The 25,017-nt window shown below is 34.3% G+C and carries 41 protein-coding genes; all 41 read right to left on the minus strand.

The genetic code is table 11. From position 1 onward, the window contains the following. Positions 1-18: 18 nt before the first annotated feature. The 41 genes from OREMA_RS0116265 to OREMA_RS0116475 all read right to left on the minus strand — a co-directional run bounded on the left by OREMA_RS0116265 (position 19) and on the right by OREMA_RS0116475 (position 24,833). Positions 19-645 carry a hypothetical protein gene (locus OREMA_RS0116265; RefSeq protein ID WP_018250308.1) on the minus strand — a complete coding sequence of 209 codons (627 nt, stop codon included), beginning with the start codon at positions 643-645 and terminating at the stop codon, positions 19-21. Continuing rightward, positions 642-1,838 carry a baseplate J/gp47 family protein gene (locus OREMA_RS0116270; protein WP_018250309.1) on the minus strand — a complete coding sequence of 399 codons (1,197 nt, stop codon included), beginning with the start codon at positions 1,836-1,838 and terminating at the stop codon, positions 642-644. The genes OREMA_RS0116265 and OREMA_RS0116270 overlap by 4 nt, the downstream gene beginning before the upstream one ends. After that, positions 1,839-2,195, minus strand: coding sequence for a hypothetical protein (locus OREMA_RS0116275; protein ID WP_018250310.1), 357 nt, complete (start codon positions 2,193-2,195; stop codon positions 1,839-1,841). Further along, positions 2,192-2,872 (minus strand): Gp138 family membrane-puncturing spike protein, encoded by a 681-nt coding sequence (locus tag OREMA_RS0116280; RefSeq protein WP_018250311.1) that lies wholly within the window; start codon positions 2,870-2,872, stop codon positions 2,192-2,194. The genes OREMA_RS0116275 and OREMA_RS0116280 overlap by 4 nt, the downstream gene beginning before the upstream one ends. Then, positions 2,869-3,636, minus strand: a complete 768-nt coding sequence (locus OREMA_RS0116285; protein WP_018250312.1) for a phage protein — start codon at positions 3,634-3,636, stop codon at positions 2,869-2,871. The genes OREMA_RS0116280 and OREMA_RS0116285 overlap by 4 nt, the downstream gene beginning before the upstream one ends. Continuing rightward, the gene (locus OREMA_RS0116290) at positions 3,629-3,958 is read right to left on the minus strand and encodes a phage baseplate plug family protein (RefSeq protein ID WP_018250313.1); all 330 of its coding nucleotides are present in this window, start codon (positions 3,956-3,958) and stop codon (positions 3,629-3,631) included. The genes OREMA_RS0116285 and OREMA_RS0116290 overlap by 8 nt, the downstream gene beginning before the upstream one ends. Continuing rightward, positions 3,948-4,466: a phage baseplate protein gene (locus tag OREMA_RS0116295; RefSeq protein ID WP_018250314.1), complete on the minus strand. Its 519-nt coding sequence runs from the start codon at positions 4,464-4,466 to the stop codon at positions 3,948-3,950. Before OREMA_RS0116295 ends, OREMA_RS0116290 begins: the two co-directional genes overlap by 11 nt. Position 4,467: 1 nt before the next feature. Then, a complete protein-coding gene (locus tag OREMA_RS18540; RefSeq protein WP_018250315.1) occupies positions 4,468-7,068 on the minus strand; it encodes a phage tail tape measure protein in 2,601 nt (866 codons plus the stop codon). Further along, a complete protein-coding gene (locus OREMA_RS18970) occupies positions 7,069-7,209 on the minus strand; it encodes a hypothetical protein (protein ID WP_018250316.1) in 141 nt (46 codons plus the stop codon). It lies immediately after the preceding gene. An 85-nt stretch (positions 7,210-7,294) separates the two neighbouring features. Further along, a complete protein-coding gene (locus tag OREMA_RS18545; RefSeq protein WP_018250317.1) occupies positions 7,295-7,576 on the minus strand; it encodes a hypothetical protein in 282 nt (93 codons plus the stop codon). 55 nt (positions 7,577-7,631) lie between these two features. Beyond that, positions 7,632-8,042 (minus strand): phage structural protein, encoded by a 411-nt coding sequence (locus OREMA_RS0116315; protein ID WP_018250318.1) that lies wholly within the window; start codon positions 8,040-8,042, stop codon positions 7,632-7,634. A gap of 13 nt (positions 8,043-8,055) precedes the next feature. After that, complete coding sequence (locus tag OREMA_RS0116320) at positions 8,056-9,084, minus strand: DUF3383 family protein (protein ID WP_018250319.1); 1,029 nt, start codon at positions 9,082-9,084, stop codon at positions 8,056-8,058. Positions 9,085-9,119: 35 nt separating this feature from the next. Continuing rightward, positions 9,120-9,668: a phage neck terminator protein gene (locus OREMA_RS0116325; RefSeq protein ID WP_018250320.1), complete on the minus strand. Its 549-nt coding sequence runs from the start codon at positions 9,666-9,668 to the stop codon at positions 9,120-9,122. Further along, on the minus strand, positions 9,661-10,041 hold the full coding sequence (locus OREMA_RS0116330; protein ID WP_018250321.1) for a hypothetical protein: 381 nt from the start codon (positions 10,039-10,041) through the stop codon (positions 9,661-9,663). Before OREMA_RS0116330 ends, OREMA_RS0116325 begins: the two co-directional genes overlap by 8 nt. A 2-nt stretch (positions 10,042-10,043) precedes the next feature. After that, positions 10,044-10,565 carry a hypothetical protein gene (locus tag OREMA_RS0116335; protein ID WP_018250322.1) on the minus strand — a complete coding sequence of 174 codons (522 nt, stop codon included), beginning with the start codon at positions 10,563-10,565 and terminating at the stop codon, positions 10,044-10,046. Continuing rightward, positions 10,562-10,894, minus strand: a complete 333-nt coding sequence (locus OREMA_RS18550) for a DUF4054 domain-containing protein (protein WP_018250323.1) — start codon at positions 10,892-10,894, stop codon at positions 10,562-10,564. Before OREMA_RS18550 ends, OREMA_RS0116335 begins: the two co-directional genes overlap by 4 nt. A gap of 2 nt (positions 10,895-10,896) precedes the next feature. Continuing rightward, a complete protein-coding gene (locus OREMA_RS0116345; protein WP_018250324.1) occupies positions 10,897-11,235 on the minus strand; it encodes a hypothetical protein in 339 nt (112 codons plus the stop codon). Continuing rightward, positions 11,235-12,155 (minus strand): DUF2184 domain-containing protein, encoded by a 921-nt coding sequence (locus OREMA_RS0116350; protein WP_018250325.1) that lies wholly within the window; start codon positions 12,153-12,155, stop codon positions 11,235-11,237. Before OREMA_RS0116350 ends, OREMA_RS0116345 begins: the two co-directional genes overlap by 1 nt. A gap of 17 nt (positions 12,156-12,172) precedes the next feature. Next, entirely contained in the window at positions 12,173-12,649 is a 477-nt protein-coding gene (locus OREMA_RS0116355) for a structural cement protein Gp24 (RefSeq protein WP_018250326.1), read from the minus strand. A 23-nt stretch (positions 12,650-12,672) separates the two neighbouring features. Continuing rightward, complete coding sequence (locus OREMA_RS0116360) at positions 12,673-13,785, minus strand: DUF2213 domain-containing protein (protein WP_018250327.1); 1,113 nt, start codon at positions 13,783-13,785, stop codon at positions 12,673-12,675. A gap of 33 nt (positions 13,786-13,818) precedes the next feature. Continuing rightward, positions 13,819-14,085, minus strand: a complete 267-nt coding sequence (locus tag OREMA_RS0116365) for a hypothetical protein (protein ID WP_018250328.1) — start codon at positions 14,083-14,085, stop codon at positions 13,819-13,821. Positions 14,086-14,128: 43 nt separating this feature from the next. Continuing rightward, on the minus strand, positions 14,129-14,266 hold the full coding sequence (locus tag OREMA_RS18975; protein WP_018250329.1) for a hypothetical protein: 138 nt from the start codon (positions 14,264-14,266) through the stop codon (positions 14,129-14,131). Between the two features lie 11 nt (positions 14,267-14,277). Continuing rightward, the gene (locus OREMA_RS18555) at positions 14,278-15,126 is read right to left on the minus strand and encodes a phage head morphogenesis protein (RefSeq protein WP_018250330.1); all 849 of its coding nucleotides are present in this window, start codon (positions 15,124-15,126) and stop codon (positions 14,278-14,280) included. A gap of 4 nt (positions 15,127-15,130) precedes the next feature. Next, the gene (locus OREMA_RS18035) at positions 15,131-16,510 is read right to left on the minus strand and encodes a phage portal protein (protein WP_018250331.1); all 1,380 of its coding nucleotides are present in this window, start codon (positions 16,508-16,510) and stop codon (positions 15,131-15,133) included. A 19-nt stretch (positions 16,511-16,529) separates the two neighbouring features. Next, positions 16,530-16,742, minus strand: coding sequence for a hypothetical protein (locus tag OREMA_RS0116385; protein ID WP_157280105.1), 213 nt, complete (start codon positions 16,740-16,742; stop codon positions 16,530-16,532). Then, on the minus strand, positions 16,723-16,908 hold the full coding sequence (locus tag OREMA_RS0116390) for a hypothetical protein (protein WP_018250333.1): 186 nt from the start codon (positions 16,906-16,908) through the stop codon (positions 16,723-16,725). The genes OREMA_RS0116385 and OREMA_RS0116390 overlap by 20 nt, the downstream gene beginning before the upstream one ends. A 49-nt stretch (positions 16,909-16,957) precedes the next feature. Then, complete coding sequence (locus OREMA_RS0116395) at positions 16,958-17,608, minus strand: tyrosine-type recombinase/integrase (protein ID WP_018250334.1); 651 nt, start codon at positions 17,606-17,608, stop codon at positions 16,958-16,960. 134 nt (positions 17,609-17,742) lie between these two features. Then, a complete protein-coding gene (gene terL, locus OREMA_RS0116400) occupies positions 17,743-19,278 on the minus strand; it encodes a phage terminase large subunit (protein ID WP_018250335.1) in 1,536 nt (511 codons plus the stop codon). After that, on the minus strand, positions 19,259-19,672 hold the full coding sequence (locus OREMA_RS0116405; RefSeq protein WP_018250336.1) for a phBC6A51 family helix-turn-helix protein: 414 nt from the start codon (positions 19,670-19,672) through the stop codon (positions 19,259-19,261). The genes terL and OREMA_RS0116405 overlap by 20 nt, the downstream gene beginning before the upstream one ends. Continuing rightward, positions 19,673-20,251 (minus strand): putative metallopeptidase, encoded by a 579-nt coding sequence (locus OREMA_RS0116410; protein ID WP_018250337.1) that lies wholly within the window; start codon positions 20,249-20,251, stop codon positions 19,673-19,675. A 419-nt stretch (positions 20,252-20,670) separates the two neighbouring features. Beyond that, the gene (locus OREMA_RS0116415) at positions 20,671-21,108 is read right to left on the minus strand and encodes a hypothetical protein (protein WP_018250338.1); all 438 of its coding nucleotides are present in this window, start codon (positions 21,106-21,108) and stop codon (positions 20,671-20,673) included. After that, positions 21,105-21,359, minus strand: a complete 255-nt coding sequence (locus OREMA_RS0116420) for a hypothetical protein (protein WP_018250339.1) — start codon at positions 21,357-21,359, stop codon at positions 21,105-21,107. The genes OREMA_RS0116415 and OREMA_RS0116420 overlap by 4 nt, the downstream gene beginning before the upstream one ends. A gap of 72 nt (positions 21,360-21,431) precedes the next feature. Then, positions 21,432-22,298: a putative HNHc nuclease gene (locus OREMA_RS18560; RefSeq protein WP_018250340.1), complete on the minus strand. Its 867-nt coding sequence runs from the start codon at positions 22,296-22,298 to the stop codon at positions 21,432-21,434. Next, positions 22,295-22,543 (minus strand): hypothetical protein, encoded by a 249-nt coding sequence (locus OREMA_RS0116435; RefSeq protein WP_018250341.1) that lies wholly within the window; start codon positions 22,541-22,543, stop codon positions 22,295-22,297. Before OREMA_RS0116435 ends, OREMA_RS18560 begins: the two co-directional genes overlap by 4 nt. Before the next feature lies 1 nt (position 22,544). Then, a complete protein-coding gene (locus tag OREMA_RS0116440) occupies positions 22,545-22,760 on the minus strand; it encodes a hypothetical protein (RefSeq protein WP_018250342.1) in 216 nt (71 codons plus the stop codon). Positions 22,761-22,870: 110 nt separating this feature from the next. Then, positions 22,871-23,140, minus strand: a complete 270-nt coding sequence (locus OREMA_RS0116450; RefSeq protein WP_018250344.1) for a hypothetical protein — start codon at positions 23,138-23,140, stop codon at positions 22,871-22,873. Further along, on the minus strand, positions 23,124-23,597 hold the full coding sequence (locus tag OREMA_RS0116455; RefSeq protein WP_018250345.1) for a nucleoside triphosphate pyrophosphohydrolase family protein: 474 nt from the start codon (positions 23,595-23,597) through the stop codon (positions 23,124-23,126). The genes OREMA_RS0116450 and OREMA_RS0116455 overlap by 17 nt, the downstream gene beginning before the upstream one ends. Positions 23,598-23,806: 209 nt before the next feature. Continuing rightward, positions 23,807-24,331 (minus strand): host-nuclease inhibitor Gam family protein, encoded by a 525-nt coding sequence (locus OREMA_RS0116460; RefSeq protein WP_018250346.1) that lies wholly within the window; start codon positions 24,329-24,331, stop codon positions 23,807-23,809. A gap of 3 nt (positions 24,332-24,334) precedes the next feature. Beyond that, positions 24,335-24,475 carry a hypothetical protein gene (locus OREMA_RS18980; RefSeq protein WP_018250347.1) on the minus strand — a complete coding sequence of 47 codons (141 nt, stop codon included), beginning with the start codon at positions 24,473-24,475 and terminating at the stop codon, positions 24,335-24,337. A 6-nt stretch (positions 24,476-24,481) separates the two neighbouring features. Continuing rightward, positions 24,482-24,619, minus strand: coding sequence for a hypothetical protein (locus OREMA_RS18985; RefSeq protein WP_018250348.1), 138 nt, complete (start codon positions 24,617-24,619; stop codon positions 24,482-24,484). Then, entirely contained in the window at positions 24,609-24,833 is a 225-nt protein-coding gene (locus OREMA_RS0116475; protein WP_018250349.1) for a hypothetical protein, read from the minus strand. Before OREMA_RS0116475 ends, OREMA_RS18985 begins: the two co-directional genes overlap by 11 nt. Between the last annotated feature and the right edge of the window lie 184 nt (positions 24,834-25,017).

Here is a 25,017-nt window from a genome sequence, read left to right on the forward strand (position 1 = left end):
CTCCTTTTTATTTTTAATTTACCAATCTGGTAGTTCTACTGGATTTTCAGGCTCATGCCAACTTCCAAAGAATCCTCCAGTAGATTCATTATTCAAATCACCAAATCCAGCATTATTATCAACCTCTGGACTTCCATCACTAAACTCAAAAGTACCATTTAACCTGGTATATGGTCTAACTCCAGCTGCAGTAATTCGATTTAGTATCGTTATAAAATGTTCTCTAGTAATGTTATACTGGCCAACAGCTACCAAAGGAATCTCAATATAAACACTGGCAGGCTCATTACCTGGATTCTCCTCCAGAAGTATATATTCTTGCCTAATATCTAACATAGATTCCATTACAGTTAGAATAGTATTAATATCGCCTGTTGACCTGTTACGAGCTACTTTAGACTTAATTAGTAATCGATAAGTAGGATCACCTAAGGATCCTCTTTCCTGTTGGACTGCTTCTCCAATTTTATCTAAGGTTTCACCAAAAGCAGTCTCTATATTTCTACTATCTTTAATCTTATCTTTAACAACATAAATCTCATCAATCTGCTCAGTAACTAAAGTTATAAACTTAGCTATCTTACTATCTTGGGTCTTGGTATAGACACTAGTTAAAGCTTCTAATAACCTCTCTTTTAGATTCATTGATGAATCACATCCACTTTAGCAGTATCAGTCTCAGCTACACTATTACCAGCTATATCAATATTAGCTATGCCTATAGGATTATCACTAGTTCCAATAGTAACAGTAGCATCATCAATACCAGCTATCTTATAGATTTCACCAATTATACGAGAATGAATAACCTTCTCCCCTACATTAGTACCAGGATGAGTATTGCCATCTCTATCAGTACCACCAATATATTTAATAATAGCTCTCTCAACTTGAATATCACCATCTACTGGATAAACTGGACTAATATTTAAGCTTACATCAACATAGATAGGAACTGATGTTGGTCTGCTAAAGGAAATAGATCTATTATTACCTGCATTGTCTTGAACATCTACAGTATATGCTCCAGCAGTCTCTATTCCAGCTGCTTTAGAATCTAAAATTGCTTTACCAATACTTGCTTCAGCTCCACCCAAAACAACTGCTTCTATCGATTTTGGAGGTAATCCATCCATTATATCCATAGTATGATTTTCACGAATATAAACAGATCTAACTCCTGCCACCTCATATATAGCTGAGCGAATAGCATCTATAGTAGATGCACCACTTAAAGTAATAGATTCTTTATATCTCTGCCTAAACTCATAATCACTCTCTCTATCTTGGCCACCATAAGTAGGCTCATTATTAGTTACCTCATATACAAAAGGAGATGGATTTATAAATTCAGTTAATTGATTCTGAACAACCTCATAATCTTCTCCAGCTTCTACAGCTTTAATTGGAAGAGTAATAGTCCCATCCTGCTCTATGATTCCACTCCTGGTAGTCTCATAGATAATTTTAGGATCTGTATCAGTTGAGATTCTAAATCCATTAGGTATAACTTCATCAGCTTGACCAGTAAAAAGAGCTTCTCCTACTGCTTTAGCTGCAGGTTTTCTTTTAACCCCAATATACTGGCCAACATAATCAAGACTCTTACCTACTGCAGTATCTAAAAAAGCTGAATTATAAACTCCTGCTAATGCCTTCCATACTAAAGCTAAAGCATAAGAAATAAGGGTAATCAATAATCCTAATGGTGAGTTTTCCTTTAAGTTAATATCATCACCAAAAAGATTACGAGCTGTATTTTTCATATCATTCTCTATATCTTCCCTGGTCTTTCTTTTAAATCCCTCTTGGACCACTCCATACTCTTCATCAGCCACCTATACCACCTCCTCTAATATGATTTCTTCTCCACTTTCAATTAAAATAACAAGAGTAACCTTAGCTTTTCTAGTCTGTCTATCTAAACTGATATCAAACTTCTCTACCTGATCTACACCTACAATATCATTTAACATAGTAACAGTCTCTTGCTTAAACTCTTCTTCACTAATCTCTCTTCTAAATAACTCTAACCAGGGAGTACCAAAATTAAGATTAAGAAACCATTCACCACGATTAGTCAATAAGGTTAATCTAATCTGCTGTTTAATTTCTGCTGGTCCTTCCACCATCTCTAAACTTTTAAACTGATCTAACCCTAAACCTCCACTTGAATTAAGTAATAAACTCTTCATTCAGCCACCACCTTAGATGTACCACTAGGCATCTCTAATTCACTAATAGGTTTAAGTGGAGTACCTGTTGTACCACTAGGAGCAGTATGGGTATGTTTGTTAAAAGTGTTAATTACATCTTCAAGTTCAGATAATAATGCCAGAGCTTCAGAAGCATCTTTAGAGCCTAATTTAATATCACTTGACTCTACTACTAAATCATTAACCTCTAAAATTGCTCCTCCAGCTTTCTTTAAAACTGCTTTTTCTTGAGTATCTCTATTGTAGATTAAAAAATCCTCCTGGTGATCAGAAGGATAACTGCTTTCTCTTTCAGTTTTAAGTCCAGCTATAACTATTGCATCATCTAAACTATGCTTTCTATTAAATTCAGGACTTTCAGCTCTATTACTGGCCAATAAATTATCAATAGCTCTCTCATTGAAAAGTACCTGGACCACATCACCACGATTATAAGGTGGTCTAATAATAAAAGGACCAGCCTTAAAATGAGATACTGGAACTTCAAGCACTGGAGGAATCTCCACCTCTTCCTCTCCTAATTCTTTCTTAGCTAAAACCACTATGTCAGCTATCATCTTCTCAGGATCATAGTTCTGTATCTTAGCTGGTAAGGCTATGTGAATATCCTCCAACTCCTTATCCAACATACCTTTTATTAACTTATTTAGATTCATAGTTTGACCACCTCACATTCTGTAATAAAATCACTGGTAAAACTACCACTAACCACTCTATACTGGCCATTAAGAGTAAGACTCTCTATATCTAACACAATATCAGGCTCAATCTCATACCTTAAAAGTGCTTGTACCTTCCAACGCTCTTCCTCTCCACTATCGATTAATTGAGGACTAGCAATTAGACCATTATCCTTATTAAGCTTAATTACCCTATAGGTTGCCTTATCTAATGGTCTAAAGTAGATTTTACCTCTAGATACATGGAATTTAGACTCTGTATCTTTGGCCAACTCCTTTAGAGCTTCTTTAGCTTCACAGGAGAAGGTCTTGCCCTTTCTGTACTTCTTATCAGTAGCTATATCTAAATCACCTAAATCTAAAGGTATCTTATCTATAACATCTTTAATTATAGTGCTGGCTCTTGTATTCTTAGACCAGGATAGATTAATAGTACCTTCTATTGCTTCACTCAATACTATCTTAGTTATTTTATCATTACCATTAAATTCAGAAGTAGCTGATTTAATAATAGGTTTCATAATTGCACCTATATCATCACCATAACCAGCCTTTAGCACTACCTTTTTATCCTTCTTAAATAATTCTATCGACTTATCATTAAGATTATAAAGCTTTATATTACCTGAGTTACTATCACTTTCAGTATCAAAATTAACTCTAAAATCTATCTCTAGTTCAGGAAACTTAAAAACTCTATCATCTACAACAAATTCAGCAACTCTACCAAAGTTAATCACTTAATATCACTGGAAGAACACTTTCCATAAAGTTCTCCTTTGTAATACCTGTCTTTTCAGCTTGGCCAGTCTTATCAAAAGGTATAATTGCAACCTTATCAAGTCCATAGCTGATTACTGGAGCTATCATATCGATCCCATAGGTAATCCTGCGACCTGCTAAAATTAACTCTTCACCTTTATATAAGTTCAAACTATAAAAACTCTCTTCATTATTCCAAAAGATTTCAAAGATAAACTCCTCATTTAAAATATCAATAGCAAATCTATCTGGCTCCTTATCAATATCACTTTTATCAATCGGTAAATAACTAAGCTCCATTGCTTTTCTCCTCCAAATATCTCTCTCCATAAGCTATCCACTCTGCTGTCCTACCAGTTGCAGGAACTTCAGTAGTCTTAGGCTCTTTTTTAGGAGTGTTATCATTATTCTTTTGGACTTGCTGGCCAGTTGCAGGCTCTTTACCTAATTTAGTAACTTGTGATCTCTCTTTAACCATCTGAATCTGTTGTAGTTGCATAGAGCCACTAAATCCATCTTTAATAGCAGCAGTACGAGGGATAGATAAGGATTTAATAGCCATATTAGCATAAGAGAAATCAATTCCCTCATAAGTGAATACTTTACTAGCATCTCTTAACTTAATTAACTGTCTAGCTATCTCTTGGCCATTCTTTTCTACTAAAAACTTTATATTTATAGCTACTGGATCCTGAAAGATATGATCAGTAATATCTGCTCCATCTTCAATAGGTTTAGATGGGACTGAATTACTAAACTGAGGATCCTCTTCTTTAACGAATATTGAAACTCCACCTATTGACTGCATACTAATTCACCCCCGCTGATGCTGCTGCTTCTAAGATTATAGTCTTAAATTCTTCTCTTAATATCTTAACTATATCTTGGCTATTCTCTCCACTAACCTCAATTTGAATAGCTCCTTCATTGAACTGAATAACTGTTCTCTTTTGAGTATTACTTTCATTAATACTCTGATTAGTCTCATTAATAACCCTATTATCATTAGATGGGTTCTCCTGTAAAGATCTATTATGGTTTGGTATTAATCCAAAAGGTGAGAATCTAACAGGACTTACATCTTTGACATTAGTCCACATATTAGAAATGGTATCACTTATTCTATTCTTAGTCTTATCTATTCCACTAGCTATAGTATTAACAAAGCCAGGACCAGTTTTATCTAGATCTGACAATGGCCCTTCCTTAGCTGGACTGAAAGGTAAATAGTTTCTAACCTTTTGAGTCAATCCAGCTACTGCTCCTATAGCTGTATCCTTAGTCTTATCTATCCCATTTCTAATCGAGCTACCAATATCAAAGTTTGATAACTTATCTTCTAACCATCTAATCTTTTCTTTTATAGAGTTAAATACATCAGTAATTGAAGGTATCTTAAACTCTGGTAACTCTAATCCTGTCTTTTCTGCTAACCAATCCCTAGCTTTAGCATAAGCCCAATTAATTGGCTCTATTAAATTTAATCCAGGAATAACAAACTTAACTACAGTCAAAGGATTCTCTTGGATAAATCCAATAAATTCAGTAAATTTACTTTTGGCCATACCAACTAGATCTGGAAAAGAAGGTATATTAGCAAATAAATTCTGAACTTTAACTCCAACACTATCTATTGGATCCTTCATTGCATTAAATATACCTGGAAGATCAGGAACTTTATTAGCTAATCCCCATAGATAATTACCAAAAGCTATAGTTTTATCTCCTAACCAACTAAATCCACTACCTATAGCATTAAAGGTACTGACAGTTGATGATTTAATAGTATCCCAATGCCTAGGAATCAGCAGTATTGGAGCTGTAAAAGCTAATAACCAACTAGGAGTTTTATCTAAAGTAGTCTTAAACCAACCAAAGAACTGGCCAGCTCCTACTTTAATTTCATTCCAATACTCAGGAATTAAGGTTATTGGTGCAATTAGTAGCTGTATCCAATCGGGAGTAGCTTCTAATTTACCTTTAAACCAACCAAAGAATCCTAAAGTTTTTTCTTTCACTGTATCCCAATGAGTAACTATTCCATAAAGAGCAGCCCCCAAAGCAACAACTCCCACTACAATTCCTGTAATTGGATTAGTAAGTAGTGCTGTATTAAATCCTACTGTGGCTCCTTCTGCTGCCATAGCTGCAGGTGTATAAATACCTAATGCTGTAGCTGCAGTAGTTAGTGGTCCTATTAAGAATCCTGCTGTAGTAGCTAGACCTAATAATACTGTAGTAGCTCCTGCTGTAATAGCAATAGTAGATTGTACTGGTGCAGGTAACTTATTAAATCCATTTACTAAAGTAGTAATTCCTTTAGCTACAAAGTTAATTGCTGGAGCCAATTCACTACCAAAACCTATAGCAGCTACATTAAGGGATCCTTTAAGTTGATCAAAGGCTCCAGTTAATGTATTCATCTGCTCTTTGGCCATCTTTTCAGTAATTCCAGCTGAACTATATAACTCTGTTCTAAATCCTTGTAATTCATCAGTTCCCTGATTAATTATAGCCACCATAGCACTAGCAGCTTCTTGACCAAAGATATTAGATAAAGCAGCCTGCTTACTAGCATTTCCCATACCTTTCATACTAGTTTGAAATTGAGAGACTATATCTACAAATCCAAGCATATTACCTTGAGAATCTGTAAGATTTATTCCTAATTCATCTAAAACCTCAGCACCTTCTTTAGTTGGTGCTGATAATTTATTCAATGCCCCTCGCAAATATTGACCTGCTTGACCACCTTTAATACCAACATTGGCCAACATTCCAACAGCTGCAGACATAGTTTCTATATCATAACCTAAGTTTTGAGCAGTAGGACCAAGATATTTCATTGATTCCCCAAGCATAGATACATTAGTGTTGGCTCCACTAGAGGTAGCCTGCAATGTATCTACAACTCTTGTCATATCCTCAGCCTTTAATCCAAAACCAGTTAATATATCACTAGCTATATCAGAAGTTCTTCCTAGATCCATCTGTGCTGCAGAAGCTAGATTTAACACATCAGGTAAGGCAGTAATATTCTCTCTAACACTAAATCCAGCCATGGCCAGATATTCCTGACCTTCTGCTGCTTCTTTAGCTGAAAAAGCAGTAGCAATACCTAACTGTTTAGCATTTTTCTCTAGTAATTCTAATTGCTTAGCATTAGCACCAGATACTTGGCCAACTCTAGTCATCTGACTCTCAAAGTCAGCAGCCTGTTTAACTGCAAATCCTAATCCACCAGCTGCAGCAGCAGTAAATCCTAATAACTTATGTTTATTCTCCTGGAGTGCAGTGTCAATCTGTTCTGTTCTATTTCTAAATCTATCGGTAGCTTGGTTAGCACTATCTAAACCTCTATTATCTACATTCCAACCAATACTAAAATTTAACGATCTAACAGTGGCCATCTATTCACCACTCCCTACTTGCTCTTTTACAGATTCATTGATTACTTCTAAAGCCTTATAAGCTTCTATCAATCTATCCATATCCCAACTATCTATATCTTCTAAGCTTTCTCCTGAATTATAAAAGACAGTATAAATCATTTTCTTTCTGGGATTTTTCTTGATCTCTTTCTTATAACTGTTGTAATCAATCTCTGCAAAGACACCTATTCCAGACTTAACATGTTTAGGAGTTAAGAAAGGATTCTATCTTCTCAACCAACTGATTAAGAGTTTTCATTCCATAATTTCCACCTGGGCCAAAATCATCAATAGAATTAATATCAGCAGGCTCTACAACTACATTCTTAAGAACTTCATCAGTGTATTTTGCCTGTTGCATTACTCCAAATCTGTTCTTACATCTATCAGTTAATTCTAAATACCATCTAGCTCCTGGATGTTGGAACTTAAAATCTACACCATCAATAGTCTCTGTAGCTTGTTTAACTGAACTTTCTTTTGCCATTTCAATCATCTCCTCTAATTTAAAATAAAAAAGCACCCTTTCGGATGCTTAATCTCTAAAAGTCTGTAATAAATGCATGATCATAGTCTGCAACTAACAAATTCCACTCAACTTCTCCTACTTCTGCTCCTCTTTCAAAGTCAGGTAAGGTCTTAACCACACATCTAGACCCTGCAATACCAATATCACCATCAATATTAGCATCTACACAAGCAAACTGGAACTCATCATCTGAGTTATAAAGTCTTTTCAACATTGCATTACCAGGACTATTATGCTTCAAAATAAAAGTAACCTCTCCAGTATCATCTGCTGACTTACTAAAAGTAACTTCTCCTTTAGCAGAAACATGAGTATTTCTTTTATCTGAGTTTCTGCTTCCTTTAATAAAAGTATCTTCACCAAAACCAGTAAGAACAAATCCTGCCACTGTTACACTTACCTTATTAGGATCATACTGCTTCATCTTATCACCTCACTTATATTTCTAAATAGAAATCAACCTGTACCTCGTGAATCGCACCCCCGAATGTAATAGAAGGCTTAATTCCACTAAGTATTCTATTAGCTCTATCATTAGCTGGAATATCAACTCTACGAGGGAACTTAACTGACATAATATAGTTCCCGCTATCATCTTGAGCTACCATCTTGTTACTAGCAGCCTGCTTATTTACAGATTTAACAACTGATACTATTTGAGTTATACCATTGTCTCCAAAACCAACTTTATCATTATCTTTCAATAACTTAAAAATTCCTTCTCTATATCTAGCACTAATCCAGTCTTTTGCTACTTGAGTATCAATAAAATCACCATTACTTAACTTGCCTTCACTGATATAATCCTCACCCATGTTATTCACATAAGTATTACAATCAGCATTAAGGATAATATCTGCTTCCTGGTATGTTGTAGATGCTACTGTATTGATAGTCTTAAACTTAACAGTATAGCTTCCAGGAACTAATGCAGCAATTCTACCAACAGTTCCAGCTGCTAAGAACTGATCCTCAGTATCAATGCCTCCATCATGAGCAAATATGGCCATTCTTTGATTACTCATTCCAGCCATAAAGGTCTCAATCTCTGTTGGTGTCTTAGCAATATCTAATTGAGCAGCTCCTACCTTTGCTTTAGATGCTATCCAATCAGAAAAGGCAGTTATATCTGCATCTACCCTACTGGCCAACACCCCCCAATACCAATCATTCCTACGAGTAATCAAATCGTCTAAAGCTTCTCCAATAGTAGTAAATGTAGCATCAACAGCACTAATATCAAAGCCATAGATAGCTACTTTCTCTGGCTTTGGCTCTTGACTAAGAATAATATTAGCTTGATCATAAGCTAAATCACCAGCTACAACCCCTGAAATCTGACTAGTATCTGTAACCTCTTGATATACAAGATTGTTATTTGGATCAAATATCAAAGGTAACCCAAAACCATTTTGAGCTATCGCTCCTGTCTTATCATAAATATTGACTTTAACTTCTTGTGGCATCTTATCACCTCTCTAAATTAAAATAACACCTATCTCTAGGTGTCTATTTCTATATTGGAATCTGGCCCAATAATCTGAATCTTTTCTATTGTCTTCCCTCTCACTTGAATCACATCTTCAAACTCCAGGATAACATCAAATCCCTTTCTTATTTCATAATCATTCTCTAAAAAGGTAGTCTTATCAATAGTATCTCCTACATTGACTACTACCCCTTTATAGTCCTCAAAAAAATAACCAGCTAACTTAGGGATCATAAAAAACTCTCTAACCTTATTCAAATAAAGATCTATAGGATTCTTATTACTCCCATAGCCAGTAATAGATAAGGTTACACGAGGATTATAATAATAGTTATACATTAAATCCTTATCAAACTCTGCTTCAATGCTTTCTACTACCTCCTTAACCTCAGTAAAATTAATATTTCCAGTATTATAAGGTCTAGAAAAGTTATATATAACCCTCTGATCTTTAAGCTTCTTTGGTGGTATCTTCTGATTGGCCAATAATATTTGAGGACATCCAGAATAATCTTTTAGTGGTTGCCAGATGTCATTAGCTATAGTCTCTAAATCAATCATCTATAACCACCCTCTTAGCTACAAACTCATAGAAATCTGAATTAATAGTTTGGTCCTGGAACTCTTCAAGAGAATAATGATCCCCTCTGAATATAATTTCTTCTTCTTTTTCAATACTAATCTCTTCTTCTTGGCCAGTCTCTTTATTTACAGCTGTAAAATCCTCTATAATATAGAGCTTGATATCCTTAGTTGTGTAGGATCCTCCATCATACTGCTTAATATCTTCAGTAGTTAGATGAAATACTGCAGCTTCTAATAAATAATGAGTAGTTTGGCCATATACCCATCTTGGCCCATCTTGATAACCTTCTGATTCTTTGATTAGCCCTATTGGGACACTATTCTCTTTAATCAAATCACTAAATTCCATAATTACACCACCCTATAGCTGATAGCTCCTTTTAGCCTTCCTGTATTCTCCAAAGGACTATCTCCAACACCAGCTGAGGTAGTCTTTTGCTGTACAGTAAAAGGATGATTAGGAGGATTCTCAATAGATACAATCTTCTCCTGGATAAGACTCACTAAATACTCCCCATATAGAGCAAAGAAGGTATCAGCACTCTGCCTTCCTTCTACTACTTTGGCTATACCTGCTTCTGCTTTCTTAATCATATCCTTATACTCTTCATCAAAGGTAGATCTAATAAAGCTTCTTTCAGGTATCTTAACCTTTTTCGTACTCTTTTTAAGGTGTAAACCTTGACTATGAAGATAAGCTCTCATCTTAGGAGTAACATCTATCTCAACTCCAAACTCATTCACACTTGCTATCATAAGTAATTTAGAATCTTGATCTCCTAATACTCCTATTTCTATCTTCTTATTCTGCAACTTATAAAGCTCTTCTATAATTTGAGGGACTTGGTTATCATCTTCTACTCTAACTGTCATGAAAACACCACCATAGCTGGGCCATTACATTTCCTCAATATCCTTAGGACCTCTTTACCATACTCAGTTAATTTCAGTCCCTCTTGGCCAGTTCTATTAGGATACATATTTCTCATTGGTCCTAACATTTTATCAGTTGGCTTAGGCTTATCTAAAGTACCAAGATGAGCAGCCATATATCTCTCTAGCTTTTCTTGGTACTTTTCATCATATCTAAAGTCCTCCAGCTCCAAGACTGCATCATCTATATACATTTCAATAGTTGAATCTTCCAAACTAGATAAATTAGAAGCAATACCTCTTACTTTCGCTACAGTAGTAAGGGCCAACTTTATTCATCCCCTTCTCCTTCTTCATTCAAATACTCTATCTGCTTATCAATAGCTTCCTTAACACCTTTTCTATCTGCCTGCTCTTTCCACTCCAATAACTGCTTCTCATCAAAAGTAGATTCTATAACCTCAACAGCTTTAGAAATAGGCTTAATTTCATTGATATCAGATAGATCTCCTTCTTCAACTTCAACAGTACCCATATCTAACCACCCTTTTACTACTGGATGACTTTTAACTTTGGCCCATTGCTCTTCTTTAACTACATTAGCACCAATATTTAAAGACACATCACCAACATGCTTAATTACATTACTCTTATTGAATATTCTCATCATTAAATACCATCCCCTCTCACTATACCAAGTGGGAATCTAACAACAGCCCCTCCAGTACGCTCCTCAAAGTTAATTTGCTCTGCTAGATTATCCTTTTGGATAGGATCATGTCTATATAGATCCATAGGTAAAGACATTTGAACTACATCTTCTGAGCTATCAAAAACAATAAAGCTATCTTCATCAGCATCTCCTGCTTTTTCTAACTCGGCAATAGGCTCAATTCTGCTAAACCAATTCTTAGCTTCCAATACTTCACGAATAGTCTTATCATTAGAAGTTCCTGGCTTATATTCCCTATCTAAATCCTCATAGTGTGAAGGAGGTAATCCTAAAGTATCTGCCTGTAATCCAGGCTTAATATTTACTTTCTTTCTTCCCTGTCTAATATCTTCAATGATTTCTGGCCCTGTCTTATCAGCCCACTCAGTACTAGATCCTGCATCATTAGTATCTACTGCAAAAGTCTGAATACCAGTAAAGTTAATTAATCCCTCAGCATTATAATCAGAATCACCAACAAAGAAGAAGTCATTTTCCTTTTCTGCTGCAGCTCTTCTAGCAGCAACAGCATAAGTAGCATCAATAGAAACTCCATTAGCTCTAGCAGCTCTTAAATCATCATAAGGAATTACAAAACCATCAACAATACCAAATACTCTTTGAGTATGCTCTTCAATATCAGCACTAACTAAAGGTACATCATCTGCACCATAAGCGAATATCTTAGCAGCACCTTTCTTAGTAATCTTCTTATAGGAAATCACCTTAACATGAGCTGGATCATCAGTCTTTAATGACACTAATGTCCTAGCCTTTAACTCATCCTCTTTCGCTTCATACAACTTATTATCAATAGCTTTTAAATCATCATTAGTTAATAAAGAATCTTGTCTTTTTACTCCAGTTAATCCTTTCACCTACATCATCTCCTCTCTTATAATTGAACTACCTTAGTAGCAGTTGGCATATCAATCTCAACCTTAACGACTTCTCCAGGTTGGCCAGCAGTCTTAAACTCTGCATTAGTCAACTCTACTCCATAACTTCCACTAGTACCAGTAGTTAATGGAGCTTTATCAAATAGACTATCATTACGAATTGCTACTTGATCTCCAGCTGTAACTGCTGATGCATTATCGCTTAACTTAACCCAGATAACGCCTTTTCTTAATACAGTAGTAGGGACACCATCTGGATAATGGCCATTCTCTAAATCTCCCTCAATTGAAAACATAGCAATACCTTTAAACTTATCATTACCAGTAGCACCATCCCAAGCAGCTACTTGCTTTTCTGGATTAGTTCCTGCCTTAGCTCCAGCACCAAAAGGAATAGTTCCCTCTGAAGCTTTAGAATCTGCACTCATTCTTCTTCCTTCTGCTAATTCTCCAGGATTAAGAGTACTTCTCATCTTATATCACTCCCTAATTTAATTTATTTTTTCAAGTTAAGTCTCTTATTCTTTTTCTTCTGAATACTAGAATCATCACCATCTTGTTTCTTCTTCTGATATCTTAAATTATTATCTCCTGTAGATCCTTCACTGGCCATCTCAATCATAGCATCAAATCTAGCATCTATATAATCATCTGAGCGACCTTCAGGATCAAAGCTATCATTTACAGCCTTAATACAATCAATTTTAATATCTTTAGTTTCTTTGTCAGTAAAGTCATACTCAGAATCTAAGAATAACTTAGCATCTTCAAGAAGGGCCAACCTTTCATCAATCTTCTTTTGAAGAGTCTCGCTATCAATCTGATTCCCTTCTAGTTCTGCCTTATCTTCTTTAAGTTGCTTAATGGTATCATTTTGAGCATCTACCTTACCTTCTAACTGGCCAACCTCTTTAGTTAAGTCTTTATTGTTTGACTCTAGACTGTCTAACCTAGCCTTTACAGCTTCATCTACTTCAAATTCCTTATTATCTAATTTAATTACAGCCATCTTTCCACTTCCTTTCTTGTTATTGTCTAAATTATCTTCTCTAACTTGATATGCTGAATCTTGCCTAACCTCTCCATCCTCACTATCTAACTTAGCAAAACAATCTGATCCACAGCGACCTTTGGGGACCATGGCCAAATGATTAAGCTTAAAATTAGTCTGCCTTCTATCGTAATGTTGGCCCTCAAATTCTCCTGATTCATCTACTATCTCACAGGTAAAACCTAAACTACACTCTCTTTTATCACCAGTAACAATAGCAGCTATTAGATTGCCATCAAAAACAGTTGCATTATTGGCCAGTTTATTATCATCTACCTTAGCATTTTGACCTGTAAGTCCTTTGACTAGCTCGGTTGAGTTCTCTGTATTAACAAACTCAAAAGGATGCTCATTACAAATCGGTAGATTATTCAACTGCTCTAATACTTCATCAGTTAGTAGATCATCTGGATGCTTTAATTCATAGACTATCTCTCCAGTAGCATAGTCTCTATAAGGGAATACTCCAGTTTGAGCTGCTAGTAAATCATAAGTTAAGAATCCAGCATCATTCTTCTTAACATTCTCTACCTCAACTGAATCAAACCTCTCTGCCAATTCTCAATCACCTCCTTACTGAAATAGTTGCAACTATCCTTTTAATAGCAACTTTCCTACTTCTTGAAGAGTATCAGCATGAGTAAATCCTACAATCTTGATTCCATCTGCAAACTTATGGTTTAAATTATCATCATAAGTTTTTTTATAATACTCCAGTTTACCATCAAAATTAGTATTTGGATTTACTATTAATTCTGGCAACTCATTCTCTTTAACTTCTACTAAAACACCTATCATCTCAGCATTTTCTTTCTTAGCAATCTCAAAACAATTAATCAGATTCTCTTTAGATAACATAGATTAACACCCCTTTTAAAATAATAAAACACCCTTTCAGGTGTTATTTACTAGCCATCTTTACAATTTTAATTACTAACCAATTTAAGCCTTTTATCAACATTACTAAAGGTTGCACAAACCATCTATAACGCCATTTTAATTTATAGTATGGTGTATTCCAAATATGCTTAGGTAACATCTAACCCCTCCTTATGCAGCTTCCCACATCTCTTCTAACTCTTCTCTTACTAATGAAGCAGTACATCTACAATTAATCTCTTTACCAGGAAAGACTCCAGCACCAGCTCCATCCTCCCAAGTATAAACATGGCCATCAAAGTCATCATGCTTCTTTCTTACTCTAGAATCATTAGTAGCAACCCACCTAAACTTTTTAAGTCCTAGATTCTTATGTCTAGCCTTAGTTAAATCTCCCTGTAAACTACCTGCCTGATCTCTAGCAATTAACTTAGCTCTATTTTTAGTAACATCATATAACTTCTGAATCTCTTCTGCTATTTCTTCTGTACTATTTCCTGCTCTAATTCCATTTAAGATTATCCTATTTAGATCATCAAAGTATTTTCTAGGTATCGATTTAATTAATCTAACATTCTCTTTAACTGCTGCCTTAGCTATTTGGGCCAAAGCTGGATCATTCTTTAAGGGATCAAATCCTAAAACTGCTTTAACTTGATTTCCTACCTGGACAATAGAGTGAGTTCTTACTAAATCAATAAAGTCATTGGCCAGTTTATCTACAACCTGTTCAAATACATTATTAATAGCTTCTTCTTCTATTCTTTCTAAAGCTCTATTCACTTCATCTATTTCATCATCTAACCTAACTTTACTAGGATTAGTATCAGGATTATCAGTCCAATATTTAGGACTGTTAAAAGATCTATCTATATCATCATTTCTTCTTAATACTGGTCTAACTTTTCTTTCAAATACTCCTTCAGCTAAGTTATGCATTTGATCTATTAAGCCAACCAACTTATCATAATAATCTACTGCTTGAGTAGTAGGAAACTTTACCTTTGGAAGTCTGGCCATACTATCACGACCTTCCTTCTTGGTATTGCTTTCTTGCTTCTTCTACTGTATCAGCTATAGCATCTAACTCTTCTTCGCTCATATCTAGCTTTTCTAATAATCCTATCTTGCCAAATTCACCTTTTCTTACTTCATCTGGAGTTACTACATTACTTTCTATATAGATTTTATTAGTTTCAGCTACCATCTTACGAATCTTGGCATCAGTTTCTTTATCTAGTTTCCATAATGGATTAAATAACATCTTATATAAACCTGCTGGATCTATACTACCTGTACCAACTCCACTCTTTTCAGCCCAAAAGAGAAGATCTATTAAATATTCTATATGAGGTCTTAAAAAGTTCTCCTGGAGACCTGCAATCCTAGCATAATAATTAAGACTGTCAAACTGGCCACCAGTAATAGTACCTTGAGCTTGACCTAGTAAATGAGACTTAGGCATCCTGGCACTTCCTGCTAAGTACTCCCAAGTAAAATTATAAATCTCTTTTAATGCATTGATATTTCCTGTAGGGGATACAAAACTTAAATCATCTTCCTTTCCAATGATGGCCAAACTATTACTATTAAACTCTGCTTCATACCAGGCTCTTCTTTTCGCATAATCTTTTCTATTAGAAATATCGATATTATCACTCTTTAGGACCTTGAAAGCTAAAGAGTATGCTATCTGGCCAGTTGACCAAGCAACATTATCAAATATAACTAATGGATCATAAAGCGACTGAATAAGAGGAATCCCCCACAGTTCATCTTCAACTGTCCTTACTTGGTGATGTAGGATCCTATCCTTATGCACTAACCTAGTATCAGCTGAATTATTTTCTCCTTTAAGTTCATAATATTCTATCTCTCCATATTCCTTACTAAAGGGATCTTCATTTACAGCTGCATCTTTTACCTTCATCTTAGAAAAAGCATGAATATAATCTATATCAATTAATGATTTCTTATTTATCTCTTTACCTATATCCAAGCTCCCTTTCTCTCTTGCTCCAATACTACAGAAACCATCACCTCTCAACCTCTCATACTCACACATATCATTAATTTTAGGTTGAGCATCAAGATCATTAAGCTTATCTAGTATCGATTTCTTTAACTTCTTATCTGTATCTTGAAAATCAATCCACTCTCTAGTCATATCCTCACCTGGAATATCGATTATATTTTGAAAGATACGATTAGTCTTATATAAATTAGTTACCTGTTCATCTGTAAGCTTAATTCCCTGATTAGGTCTTTGGCTAACTAATGGATCACCTCTTCCATTAACTAATCTAGACTTACCTTTACTACTATTGGGATTGCTAGAGTGCATAAAGTCCTGTCTAATTTCATCTTTAATTACATTCCCAATACTATATCCTTGTTGGCCCACTTAATCACCTCCTCAAGCTTTAATCAAAACCTAATACATATATAATAAATCTTGTAATTGTAAATAGTAATAAAAACATAAAAAAGGAATCTCTTAGATTAAGTATTAAGTATTCTAATTCAAATAAACTATAAGCACCATTTAAATATGGCTCAATAAAATATTTTACAGATAATAATACACTCCAAACCAATATAGCTTTATCCATTCCACTAGCCTTCATTGGATTCACCTATTTCTAAACCATCCTCTTTAACCTCTACTTCTATTTCAAAATTATTTATCTGATCTAATAACTCTTTTAATTCACTCGCTTTATCACTAGCTTGATCTAGCAAGATGCTTAATTGACCTAAATTATTATTAACTTTAAACACTAGCTTCTTTTTAGCTTTCATTTTTGTTAACTCCCTCCTTTCCCAAATAAAAAAGCACCCTCTCGGATGCTTAATCTCTAAAGTTCATCATAGCTTCAACTACTTCTACTGGAGCTACATGAGTATAAATTTCTGTAGTGGCTATATCACTATGACCCAAAGCTTCTTGAACTAACCTCAAATCTTTAGTTCTTCTATAAAGATCTGTCGCAAAAGTATGTCTTAAACTATGAGGAGTTACCTTCTTTTCTTTATAAGTATCTTCAAGCTTATTACCATCATCATCTGTGTAATGTCTTTCTACCTCTTCTTGAATACCAGCTTTATCAGCATATTTATAAATCATTCTCCTTACATTCCTAGAATCTAGCTTATTCCCTGTAAGGCTAGTAAAAACTAAATTATCATCATTGCTACAATTTTTCTTTTCTAATGCTTCTTGTTGCCTTTTCTTCCAATGACTAATCATTTTAAGACTTTCCTGCCTAACTCCTGCATATCTATCTTTCTTACCTTTACCTTCAACCACTTTAACAAGATTTCCGTCAATGTGATTCCATTTTAAATTGATCATTTCTGATAATCTAAGTCCAGTATCCAATATAAACCTAATTATTGTCTTGTTTCTTTCTCCAGTAGGATACCTGGTATTAAAAACACCTAATAAAGCTTTTTGCTCTTCATCATTTAAAATATAAGGTAATTTTCTCCTTCTAGCCATATTAACACCCCTCTATACTTGAATGACCCTATTCGATATGAAATAGGGTTTTATTAACTTATATATTTAGTATAGCATAATAATATATATAGTTCAAGTAAATTAGGGTTTTATTCACAATTAGAGTATTAACACTAATTAAATAAATTTGAAATACTATAGCCTTGACCATTGTTAATCATCTCAGCTAATCCAGTAGTAGCATCTGGACCATCATCATTTTTATTTTTACCTTCTTTCTGATAACTGTTCATAGCTTCATAATATTTTGGCCATCTTTCTCTCCAATTGTAAGGGAAATAAATATGATTCATTACAAAGGTACTATTAGAAATTATTCTAGCTTTTTTATTCTGCGATTGATGAAACCAATCTATATTAACTTTCTTAGTCCTATGTCTTTCCCAAATTAACCTTTTTACATTTCTAGCAAAACCTCTACCACCATTATTACTCTCTATCTTGGCCAAATTAACTTTATTAGCTACTAAGAAATCAGCTGTATCTGGCTCAGTAACTTCCATTCCTGCTTTAGTGTACATAATATCAATAACATAAGCTTCACCAGCATACTCTACAGCTGCTAAAGTACATAAATAATCAGATCCAGTATCAGCTGTATCTGTATAACTTATAATTCTATCCATCATTGGCTTACCTTGATTACTTCTAGGTAAATCTGTATAAGTCTTAAATGATTTATATAGTTTACCTTTCTGATCTATTGGCTTTTGGTGATAGTTAGCTTGGAATATTTCAGGGACCATATTAGCTCTTAAACTCTTATAACTCTTATTAGATAATAATTCAGGACATAACATATTACCATCTTCATCTTTAGCTTCTAATTTTAATACAAACCATTCATCTGCTTCAGGGCCATCCAATAACCTACCACAAATATCTTTCTTGGCCCACCTAGTCATATTGACTATATCGATTGCTCCCTCTTCTTTTCTAGAAAGAAAAGTTCCAGTATACCAAGTCCAGATCTTGTCTAAAGCATTTTCATTAAGAGCAGCTTCTGCATCTTTTACTGGATCATCAACTATTGAGATATTACAACCTTTACCTGTGATGGATCCTCCAACACCTGCCCCCTTATAATTAAAAAACTGTCCTTCTAAAGCCCATTGGTGATAAGAAGCGTTTCCCTGTTTAATCTTGCTTTCAGGAAATATATCATTATAAACTATCTCATGAGGATAGGTCTTATCTTCATTAATTCCATCTCTTGTATATCTTGAGAAGTCTGTGGCCATATCATCATTATAACTACAGGTAATTATCTTATTGCTTGGCTCATCACCTAAAGCCCATTTACAGAAATTAATTAAGGTCCTAGACTTACCATGTCTTGGTGGCTCATTCATCATTAACCTAGTATAGATCTTATCTTCTTTTAATCTATCAAAATCAAACATCTTCATAAATCCATCTGGCACATGCTCTACACAAAAGTTATAAAAATCTTCTTTAGTCAATCTTCTCTCATATAAAGCCTGCAGTACCCAAGCTAATAATTTTAAGTGCCATCTATCCTCTTTATAGAAATCTGGAGATAAAGTCTTACAAAAAGTCCAAAACTCTTCTTTGGATCCTCTTAACTTCCTTTCTCTTTTCAGGGCCAACAGTTTCTCTTTTTCTTTTCTACTCATCTTCTTCTTCATACTTTTTCAACTCTTCTTCTAATTCTTCATCTGATAAATAAGATAAATCCAAAGTATGAGTTAGATTTCCTTCGTGCTTATGCTCGTGCTGTTGCTTATATTTACCCTTTAGCTCAAAAAATAATTTAATGGCCTGAGTTTCTCCACGCTTTACCTGGTTAATTAATGAGTTCCAAGCTGTGGATAAATGGCCATCAGTTACTATATCAATTTGAGTATTTAGGTAATCTAAGAAATCACGATCTTTAAGCCATCTATAAGCTGTAGATGGTGCAACACCAACCTCATTAATTTTGGCCCTTCTAGTTCTCCTATCTTCTGGATCTAGTAGTAGCTCAGCAAATTTCTGTTGTTTAGCTGTTGGAACCCAATCTGTTTCGTTATGTTCAGCCAATTACACCACCTCCTCACTTAATATATCTGGAACTTCTACTCCTTCAGAAGCCCAATCAATTCCATATTTTTGTAATATATCTGAGAAATCTTCTATATCATGAGGAACTATATAGCCATTAGGACCAATATGTTTTAACTCATGATACATTAAGATCTTCTGCTGGTTTACTGATAATAAAGAAGTATTATAATCATAAAAAGTAATTATAAACTTATAAGGTATCATAGCTGCATAAGGCCCTGTTACCTTTCTACAATCTGCATAAGTAACTTTACCTCTGCTTTTCTTCTTGAGAAAACACCTAACAAAACCTATATTCTCTATTCCTATTGCATCTCTAACCTGCCATAGATCTCTTTTCTTCTCTAATATCTGCTTTGCTAAATGCTTCATTCTGCCATCTAATTTATAATTAACATTATGGGCCAACCTAAATCCATGTTCATATCTTTGGTATTCGTGCTGCCAGCAGTACCATTCACCATTAAAATTCATTGATACTTCTTTTTCTCTTCCACATCTGCTATTATTGTTCTTATGGCCAGAACACCTAATAACCTTAGTTTCAGCTCCCATTCACTAGCAACACCCCCTTAATAAAAATAACACCTATCTCTAGGTGTCTGATTCTGATCTCATTCTTTTTTCAACTATAATTTATTAATACATATATAATTCCTGTCCAGATCAATCCCATAAATACTGCATTTGCTATCATTGATTTCCCTCTTTTCTTATGGTCATAAATGAACAATATTTAATTGACTATTATTCCTTCCTACATATAACAAAGACACCCTGTTAAGAGTGCCTTTACCTTACATAAGAAGGTTGTCTATATAAATAAAATGGCTAACTAAATTAAATTCAAGTTCAAGAGCAGTGCTTCTTGGAGACTCCTGCTCTATTATACAGTATAACATATAAAAGTATTTTAAAAGTATAATGAAAGTATAAAATTAGTATATCAAAAGTATATAAAAAGTATATTTTGACTATGAAACCCTTAAATATGATATTAATTCATCTAAAACCTCTCTTTTTTTAAGCTTAATTGTTGGCTCTGCAAGACCTATAGTTACTGAGGTTTGGAAGATGGAATTATCTTGGCCATAGAATAACCTTAATATCTCCTTGTATGTAGTTCCATCTGGTACATTGTTAAGTCTGTTGAAGAATCTATCTAATCTCTTTTTAGCTTCCTTTAATTTCTCCAGCTGGTCTGCTTCTGGATTAAACAGGCCTGAGCTAGTAAATAGATCACTAACTACTCCTTCTTTTCTACCAAGAGTGATTACTATATCTTTACTTCTTGCCTTCCCTCTGCTATCTTCTTCTAATTCTTTGATGATACAATCTAATTCACCTGTAAAATACCATCTTATTAAAACCCCTGTCATTTTCCTAGCCTTCCTGTCTATTGCTTCCATCATCTACAAACCCCCTTATTATTCCTGGTATCCCAATAAGCTTCTTTATGATCTTTTAATAAATAATCTGATTCAACTACTCTATATAACTCATCTACTTTTCCATGTTTACCACAACTACAAGACCATTTACCTGTATTAATGCTAATTCTAGCTTGTTTTTCATCACAATAAGGACAAATAACTACTATTTCAGCTTTTACACCTATTCCTTGTAATCTACAAATCTTCTTTGCTACTCCTAGATTGCTCATTGTTTTACCTCCAGTAGTCTGATAACCTTTCCTAGTGCTGCAGATAAACCAGAAAAGGCTACCAGATAGATATTAGTCATTATATATAACTCCAACTATATGCCACTTTTTACTGAAAGACTCCCAACCCCCATTATCATTATGTGCTTTAGAATGACAAATAGAGCATAAACTAGCTTTTTTATGATTACTATCATCTAACTTCTGTCTGTTATTCCCCATACCAATAGTTTGGACATGGTGTTCTTGTACCTCAATTCCTGTGCCTGTCTCTCGATCATATGTATGCTCTGCCCCACAAACTGCACATTTCCTAAGCTTCAAGCATAGATACATATATTTCTCTGAATCCATTAACTTGGCTGGATGTTCACTCTCATTAAGTGGCACACCTCGACTTAAAGCATAAATTAAACAATGCTCTATAAACTCTCCAGCTATTGACTTATCTACATCACTAAGGCTAAACTCTTCATAACCATTACCATTAGCAAAGTTTCTCATTAAGTCTTTTCTCTTCTCGTTAACTTCTTCTCCTTCCCACTCACAAATATCATTGAATATTGCAAATAACTTTCTCCTCTGGCCATCTGTAATCTTTCTTAACATCTTTTGATACTCTTCTCCATCTATAAGCATATTGACTATTAAAGCTTGTCTATCAAATAGATAAATCTTCTCCAGTAGTCTATCTTTGTTCTCTTCATCTAATTTAATAATGATCTTAATGTTACTATCAAACCTATGAAGCTTAGTAAAATCTGCTTTAAACTCTAAATTATCTTTACTGCTGGTCAATAAATCTATAATTAAAGGTTTGCCATCAAACTTATACACATCTTTTAGCACTGTCATTCTATCCTTTTGATCTACTATAATTGGAAGCTTCATCCCACTAGATAAAGTTGTGAAATTCCCTAGTTTAGCATTAAACTTCATTTCCTAGCCTCCTCTTTACCTGCTTTCATAGCTCTTTTAGTTTCTACTCTGGCCATCTGTTCAAATACTGGTGATAACTTTTTACTTATTTCTTTAAATGCTTTGGCTGCTTGCTTAACTACTTCATTAATGCATTTACCAACTTCTTTAAACTTGCCCCTTAGAGTTAAACTCATTTTTAAGATACAAAGTTCTTTATATACTGCTGGTTGCTTATCTTGAATAATCTCTTCTACAGTGGCCATACTACTCAACCTCCTCTGCTCCTGAAATTAATAATTCCATACAGCCAAACATTAATAAGGACCAACCCGATATACCTAAAGCTACCCAGAAAGGAGATCCTAATAACATAGTTGCTAATCCTACTATTGAAACTCTGCCTATATAAAAGATAACCTCCTTTATTACCTGGACACTCTCTATAAGACAAATCTCACCTTCTATCTCAATCCTCTTCATTCTCCTTTGCCCTCCTCTCTTCAATCATTCTATCGATTACCTCTTGGGTTACAACTCCACCCTCTCCTGCAGGTTTCACTATATCCACCTCCTCTAGTGCTTTTACTAGACTATAGATCAGCATTGTCTTTGGATCTCCTCCTATTGTGCTTATTCTTAATACATACTTTACAGTGATAAGTGCCTGGTTGAATTGCTAATACTTGCTTATCATGGAATTTACAATAAGGAACTTCATATCTTCGCATCATCTTATTTTCATAAAAATCACAATCAGGGTATAATCTATCTGACTTGCATTTAGCACATAACTCATAATCTCCCTCGATTCTTCTCCCACAAGAACATAATTTATTAATACTCTTACTTAATGGCTGCATTGGCCCATTCTTTCTTCCTAGATTCCAACTTATCATTATGCTCCTGGAGGAATCTATTTAATAACTCACTTCTGTACTTCTGGCAACCTCGATCATGTTCACAAATCAAATCATAAAACATATCTAGTATGTTGCCAACTACATGAAGAGAAACTACTATATGCATATACTCTTCTTTAATCCTCTCGATCCTAGTTAAAAAATATTGATAATTCTCTTTCAAATTATATTCACAAAATTTTAAGTTCCTATGAAAAACAAATTTTTCTGATTCTCCAGTGGTAACTAATACATCCATATAACTCATAATAGTTTGTGCAAGATCTAATAATTCTTTAGCTCTATCCTCCCAATTATCTGCTTCTAAAACTTCATTGTACTCTTCTTTAATTTTTTCTAATTGTTCTTCTATGGTCTGACCTTTTGGATAGCATGGGTATAATTCTATATACTTCACTTTACCATCTCCTTTTTTAGTTGCAGCTGATCTAGGCTAAGACCAGCTGCATAAGATGAATAATAATTAAGGTGGCTCTATCCTCCTTTTATATTTTAGTTACCTGAGTTATTCCATGCCCTTGCAACCATTGGAGAAAATATGAGCCTGTCCTTCGTTACTTTCTGCCATCAAGTCCTAAGTCGGATATCGATAGCAGACATTAGTTACTAGATATCTATACTAAACTTTTCCTCTCTTGACTCAATAGTAACACCTTCAATTACTTCTCCTGTATCTGGGTTAATAACATTGCTTCCAACAACTTTAACTAATTTCTTAAACTCTCTTTTATCTACTGACTTCTTAACCTTAATTAAATCATTAAGCCCTGCACCTTCAACTGACTCTACTAACTTATCATCCTCATAATTCCACTTGTCACTTTGAGCTCTAAACTTCAATGAACCAAATGGCAGCTTATGAGTCTTTAGTTCCTTATCGCTCTCTTTAAGATTCATAGCATATTCGGTTAATATTCCCTCATAAAATTCAATATCACTATCAATGCTGGACACTTCTTTTTCTAACCAGTAATCTATCTCTCTTTTAAACTCTTCTGCTTGCTCTTCTTTCTCTTGCTTCTTAGCTTTTAACTCTCTAAGCTTTCTTAAGGCTGAATTGGCTTTACTATCATTATCAATTACATATCTATCCTCTTGGTTCTCTTTCACTTCTTCTTTTATCTCACTCATTATTTACTCATCCTCCTCTAAAGGTTTTATAATAATTTCTTCTCCACAATCAATAACTTCAACATCTTCTCTATTCTTTAATACCTCAATTATTTCTTTAGAATCAATATTACTTAAATGCTTTTCAATCAAATATGCTCTCATTATTTCTTATTCCCCCTTGTCTCCTTCGGTAAATTGAACCCAGCAATCTAAACTACAACAACAAGCCCATTTACCTCCTTGATATCTTGGGTAGCCTAACTTATACTCTCTACCACAATTTACACACTCTTTCTTATCTTCCACTATTGGCTCTCCTTTCTGCTAAAAAGTCATCCCATTTCTTAGTTAGCATTATTTCCTGTTCTGGGTCAAAAGTTAAATTTAAAAACGTTTCACACTCTGGGCATCTTCCATGGCCAGCTTCATTTATTCCTGAATGTTGCATTATAGATTTATTAGCAAAGAACTCATTCCCACATACACAACAAGTAGCTTCATATCGTTTCTCTTCACTCATTTATATCATCCTTTCTTTATAGTCATAATAGACTAAGTTTTTATTAACTGTCTTTTTAAAAATATGACATCTATATAATCTAGCTCGTTATATTTCTTTTTTTCTAGCAATCTTTTTAATTCCTCAAAGCTTCTCTGCTCCCTTTCTGACTTGTACTCGAACAATCTAGCTTGTACCCCCCCCC

Origin of the sequence: Orenia marismortui DSM 5156 (assembly GCF_000379025.1) — a bacterium.
Classification (GTDB): domain Bacteria; phylum Bacillota; class Halanaerobiia; order Halobacteroidales; family Halobacteroidaceae; genus Orenia; species Orenia marismortui.

Excerpts from the sequence above, each read along its gene's own strand:
- OREMA_RS0116265 (WP_018250308.1), bottom strand. The coding sequence starts at position 645 with ATGAATCTAAAAGAGAGGTTATTAGAAGCTTTAACTAGTGTCTATACC.
- OREMA_RS0116275 (WP_018250310.1), bottom strand. The coding sequence starts at position 2,195 with ATGAAGAGTTTATTACTTAATTCAAGTGGAGGTTTAGGGTTAGATCAG.
- OREMA_RS0116280 (WP_018250311.1), bottom strand. The coding sequence starts at position 2,872 with ATGAATCTAAATAAGTTAATAAAAGGTATGTTGGATAAGGAGTTGGAG.
- OREMA_RS0116290 (WP_018250313.1), bottom strand. The coding sequence starts at position 3,958 with ATGGAGCTTAGTTATTTACCGATTGATAAAAGTGATATTGATAAGGAG.
- OREMA_RS0116295 (WP_018250314.1), bottom strand. The coding sequence starts at position 4,466 with ATGCAGTCAATAGGTGGAGTTTCAATATTCGTTAAAGAAGAGGATCCT.
- OREMA_RS18540 (WP_018250315.1), bottom strand. The coding sequence starts at position 7,068 with ATGGCCACTGTTAGATCGTTAAATTTTAGTATTGGTTGGAATGTAGAT.
- OREMA_RS18970 (WP_018250316.1), bottom strand. The coding sequence starts at position 7,209 with ATGATTTATACTGTCTTTTATAATTCAGGAGAAAGCTTAGAAGATATA.
- OREMA_RS18545 (WP_018250317.1), bottom strand. The coding sequence starts at position 7,576 with ATGGCAAAAGAAAGTTCAGTTAAACAAGCTACAGAGACTATTGATGGT.
- OREMA_RS0116315 (WP_018250318.1), bottom strand. The coding sequence starts at position 8,042 with ATGAAGCAGTATGATCCTAATAAGGTAAGTGTAACAGTGGCAGGATTT.
- OREMA_RS0116320 (WP_018250319.1), bottom strand. The coding sequence starts at position 9,084 with ATGCCACAAGAAGTTAAAGTCAATATTTATGATAAGACAGGAGCGATA.
- OREMA_RS0116325 (WP_018250320.1), bottom strand. The coding sequence starts at position 9,668 with ATGATTGATTTAGAGACTATAGCTAATGACATCTGGCAACCACTAAAA.
- OREMA_RS0116330 (WP_018250321.1), bottom strand. The coding sequence starts at position 10,041 with ATGGAATTTAGTGATTTGATTAAAGAGAATAGTGTCCCAATAGGGCTA.
- OREMA_RS0116335 (WP_018250322.1), bottom strand. The coding sequence starts at position 10,565 with ATGACAGTTAGAGTAGAAGATGATAACCAAGTCCCTCAAATTATAGAA.
- OREMA_RS0116345 (WP_018250324.1), bottom strand. The coding sequence starts at position 11,235 with ATGATGAGAATATTCAATAAGAGTAATGTAATTAAGCATGTTGGTGAT.
- OREMA_RS0116355 (WP_018250326.1), bottom strand. The coding sequence starts at position 12,649 with ATGAGAAGTACTCTTAATCCTGGAGAATTAGCAGAAGGAAGAAGAATG.
- OREMA_RS0116365 (WP_018250328.1), bottom strand. The coding sequence starts at position 14,085 with ATGTTATCTAAAGAGAATCTGATTAATTGTTTTGAGATTGCTAAGAAA.
- OREMA_RS18975 (WP_018250329.1), bottom strand. The coding sequence starts at position 14,266 with ATGTTACCTAAGCATATTTGGAATACACCATACTATAAATTAAAATGG.
- OREMA_RS18555 (WP_018250330.1), bottom strand. The coding sequence starts at position 15,126 with ATGGCCAGACTTCCAAAGGTAAAGTTTCCTACTACTCAAGCAGTAGAT.
- OREMA_RS0116390 (WP_018250333.1), bottom strand. The coding sequence starts at position 16,908 with ATGAAAGCTAAAAAGAAGCTAGTGTTTAAAGTTAATAATAATTTAGGT.
- OREMA_RS0116395 (WP_018250334.1), bottom strand. The coding sequence starts at position 17,608 with ATGGCTAGAAGGAGAAAATTACCTTATATTTTAAATGATGAAGAGCAA.
- terL (WP_018250335.1), bottom strand. The coding sequence starts at position 19,278 with ATGAAGAAGAAGATGAGTAGAAAAGAAAAAGAGAAACTGTTGGCCCTG.
- OREMA_RS0116410 (WP_018250337.1), bottom strand. The coding sequence starts at position 20,251 with ATGGGAGCTGAAACTAAGGTTATTAGGTGTTCTGGCCATAAGAACAAT.
- OREMA_RS0116415 (WP_018250338.1), bottom strand. The coding sequence starts at position 21,108 with ATGATGGAAGCAATAGACAGGAAGGCTAGGAAAATGACAGGGGTTTTA.
- OREMA_RS0116420 (WP_018250339.1), bottom strand. The coding sequence starts at position 21,359 with ATGAGCAATCTAGGAGTAGCAAAGAAGATTTGTAGATTACAAGGAATA.
- OREMA_RS18560 (WP_018250340.1), bottom strand. The coding sequence starts at position 22,298 with ATGAAGTTTAATGCTAAACTAGGGAATTTCACAACTTTATCTAGTGGG.
- OREMA_RS0116435 (WP_018250341.1), bottom strand. The coding sequence starts at position 22,543 with ATGGCCACTGTAGAAGAGATTATTCAAGATAAGCAACCAGCAGTATAT.
- OREMA_RS0116440 (WP_018250342.1), bottom strand. The coding sequence starts at position 22,760 with ATGAAGAGGATTGAGATAGAAGGTGAGATTTGTCTTATAGAGAGTGTC.
- OREMA_RS0116450 (WP_018250344.1), bottom strand. The coding sequence starts at position 23,140 with ATGCAGCCATTAAGTAAGAGTATTAATAAATTATGTTCTTGTGGGAGA.
- OREMA_RS0116460 (WP_018250346.1), bottom strand. The coding sequence starts at position 24,331 with ATGAGTGAGATAAAAGAAGAAGTGAAAGAGAACCAAGAGGATAGATAT.
- OREMA_RS18980 (WP_018250347.1), bottom strand. The coding sequence starts at position 24,475 with ATGAGAGCATATTTGATTGAAAAGCATTTAAGTAATATTGATTCTAAA.
- OREMA_RS0116475 (WP_018250349.1), bottom strand. The coding sequence starts at position 24,833 with ATGAGTGAAGAGAAACGATATGAAGCTACTTGTTGTGTATGTGGGAAT.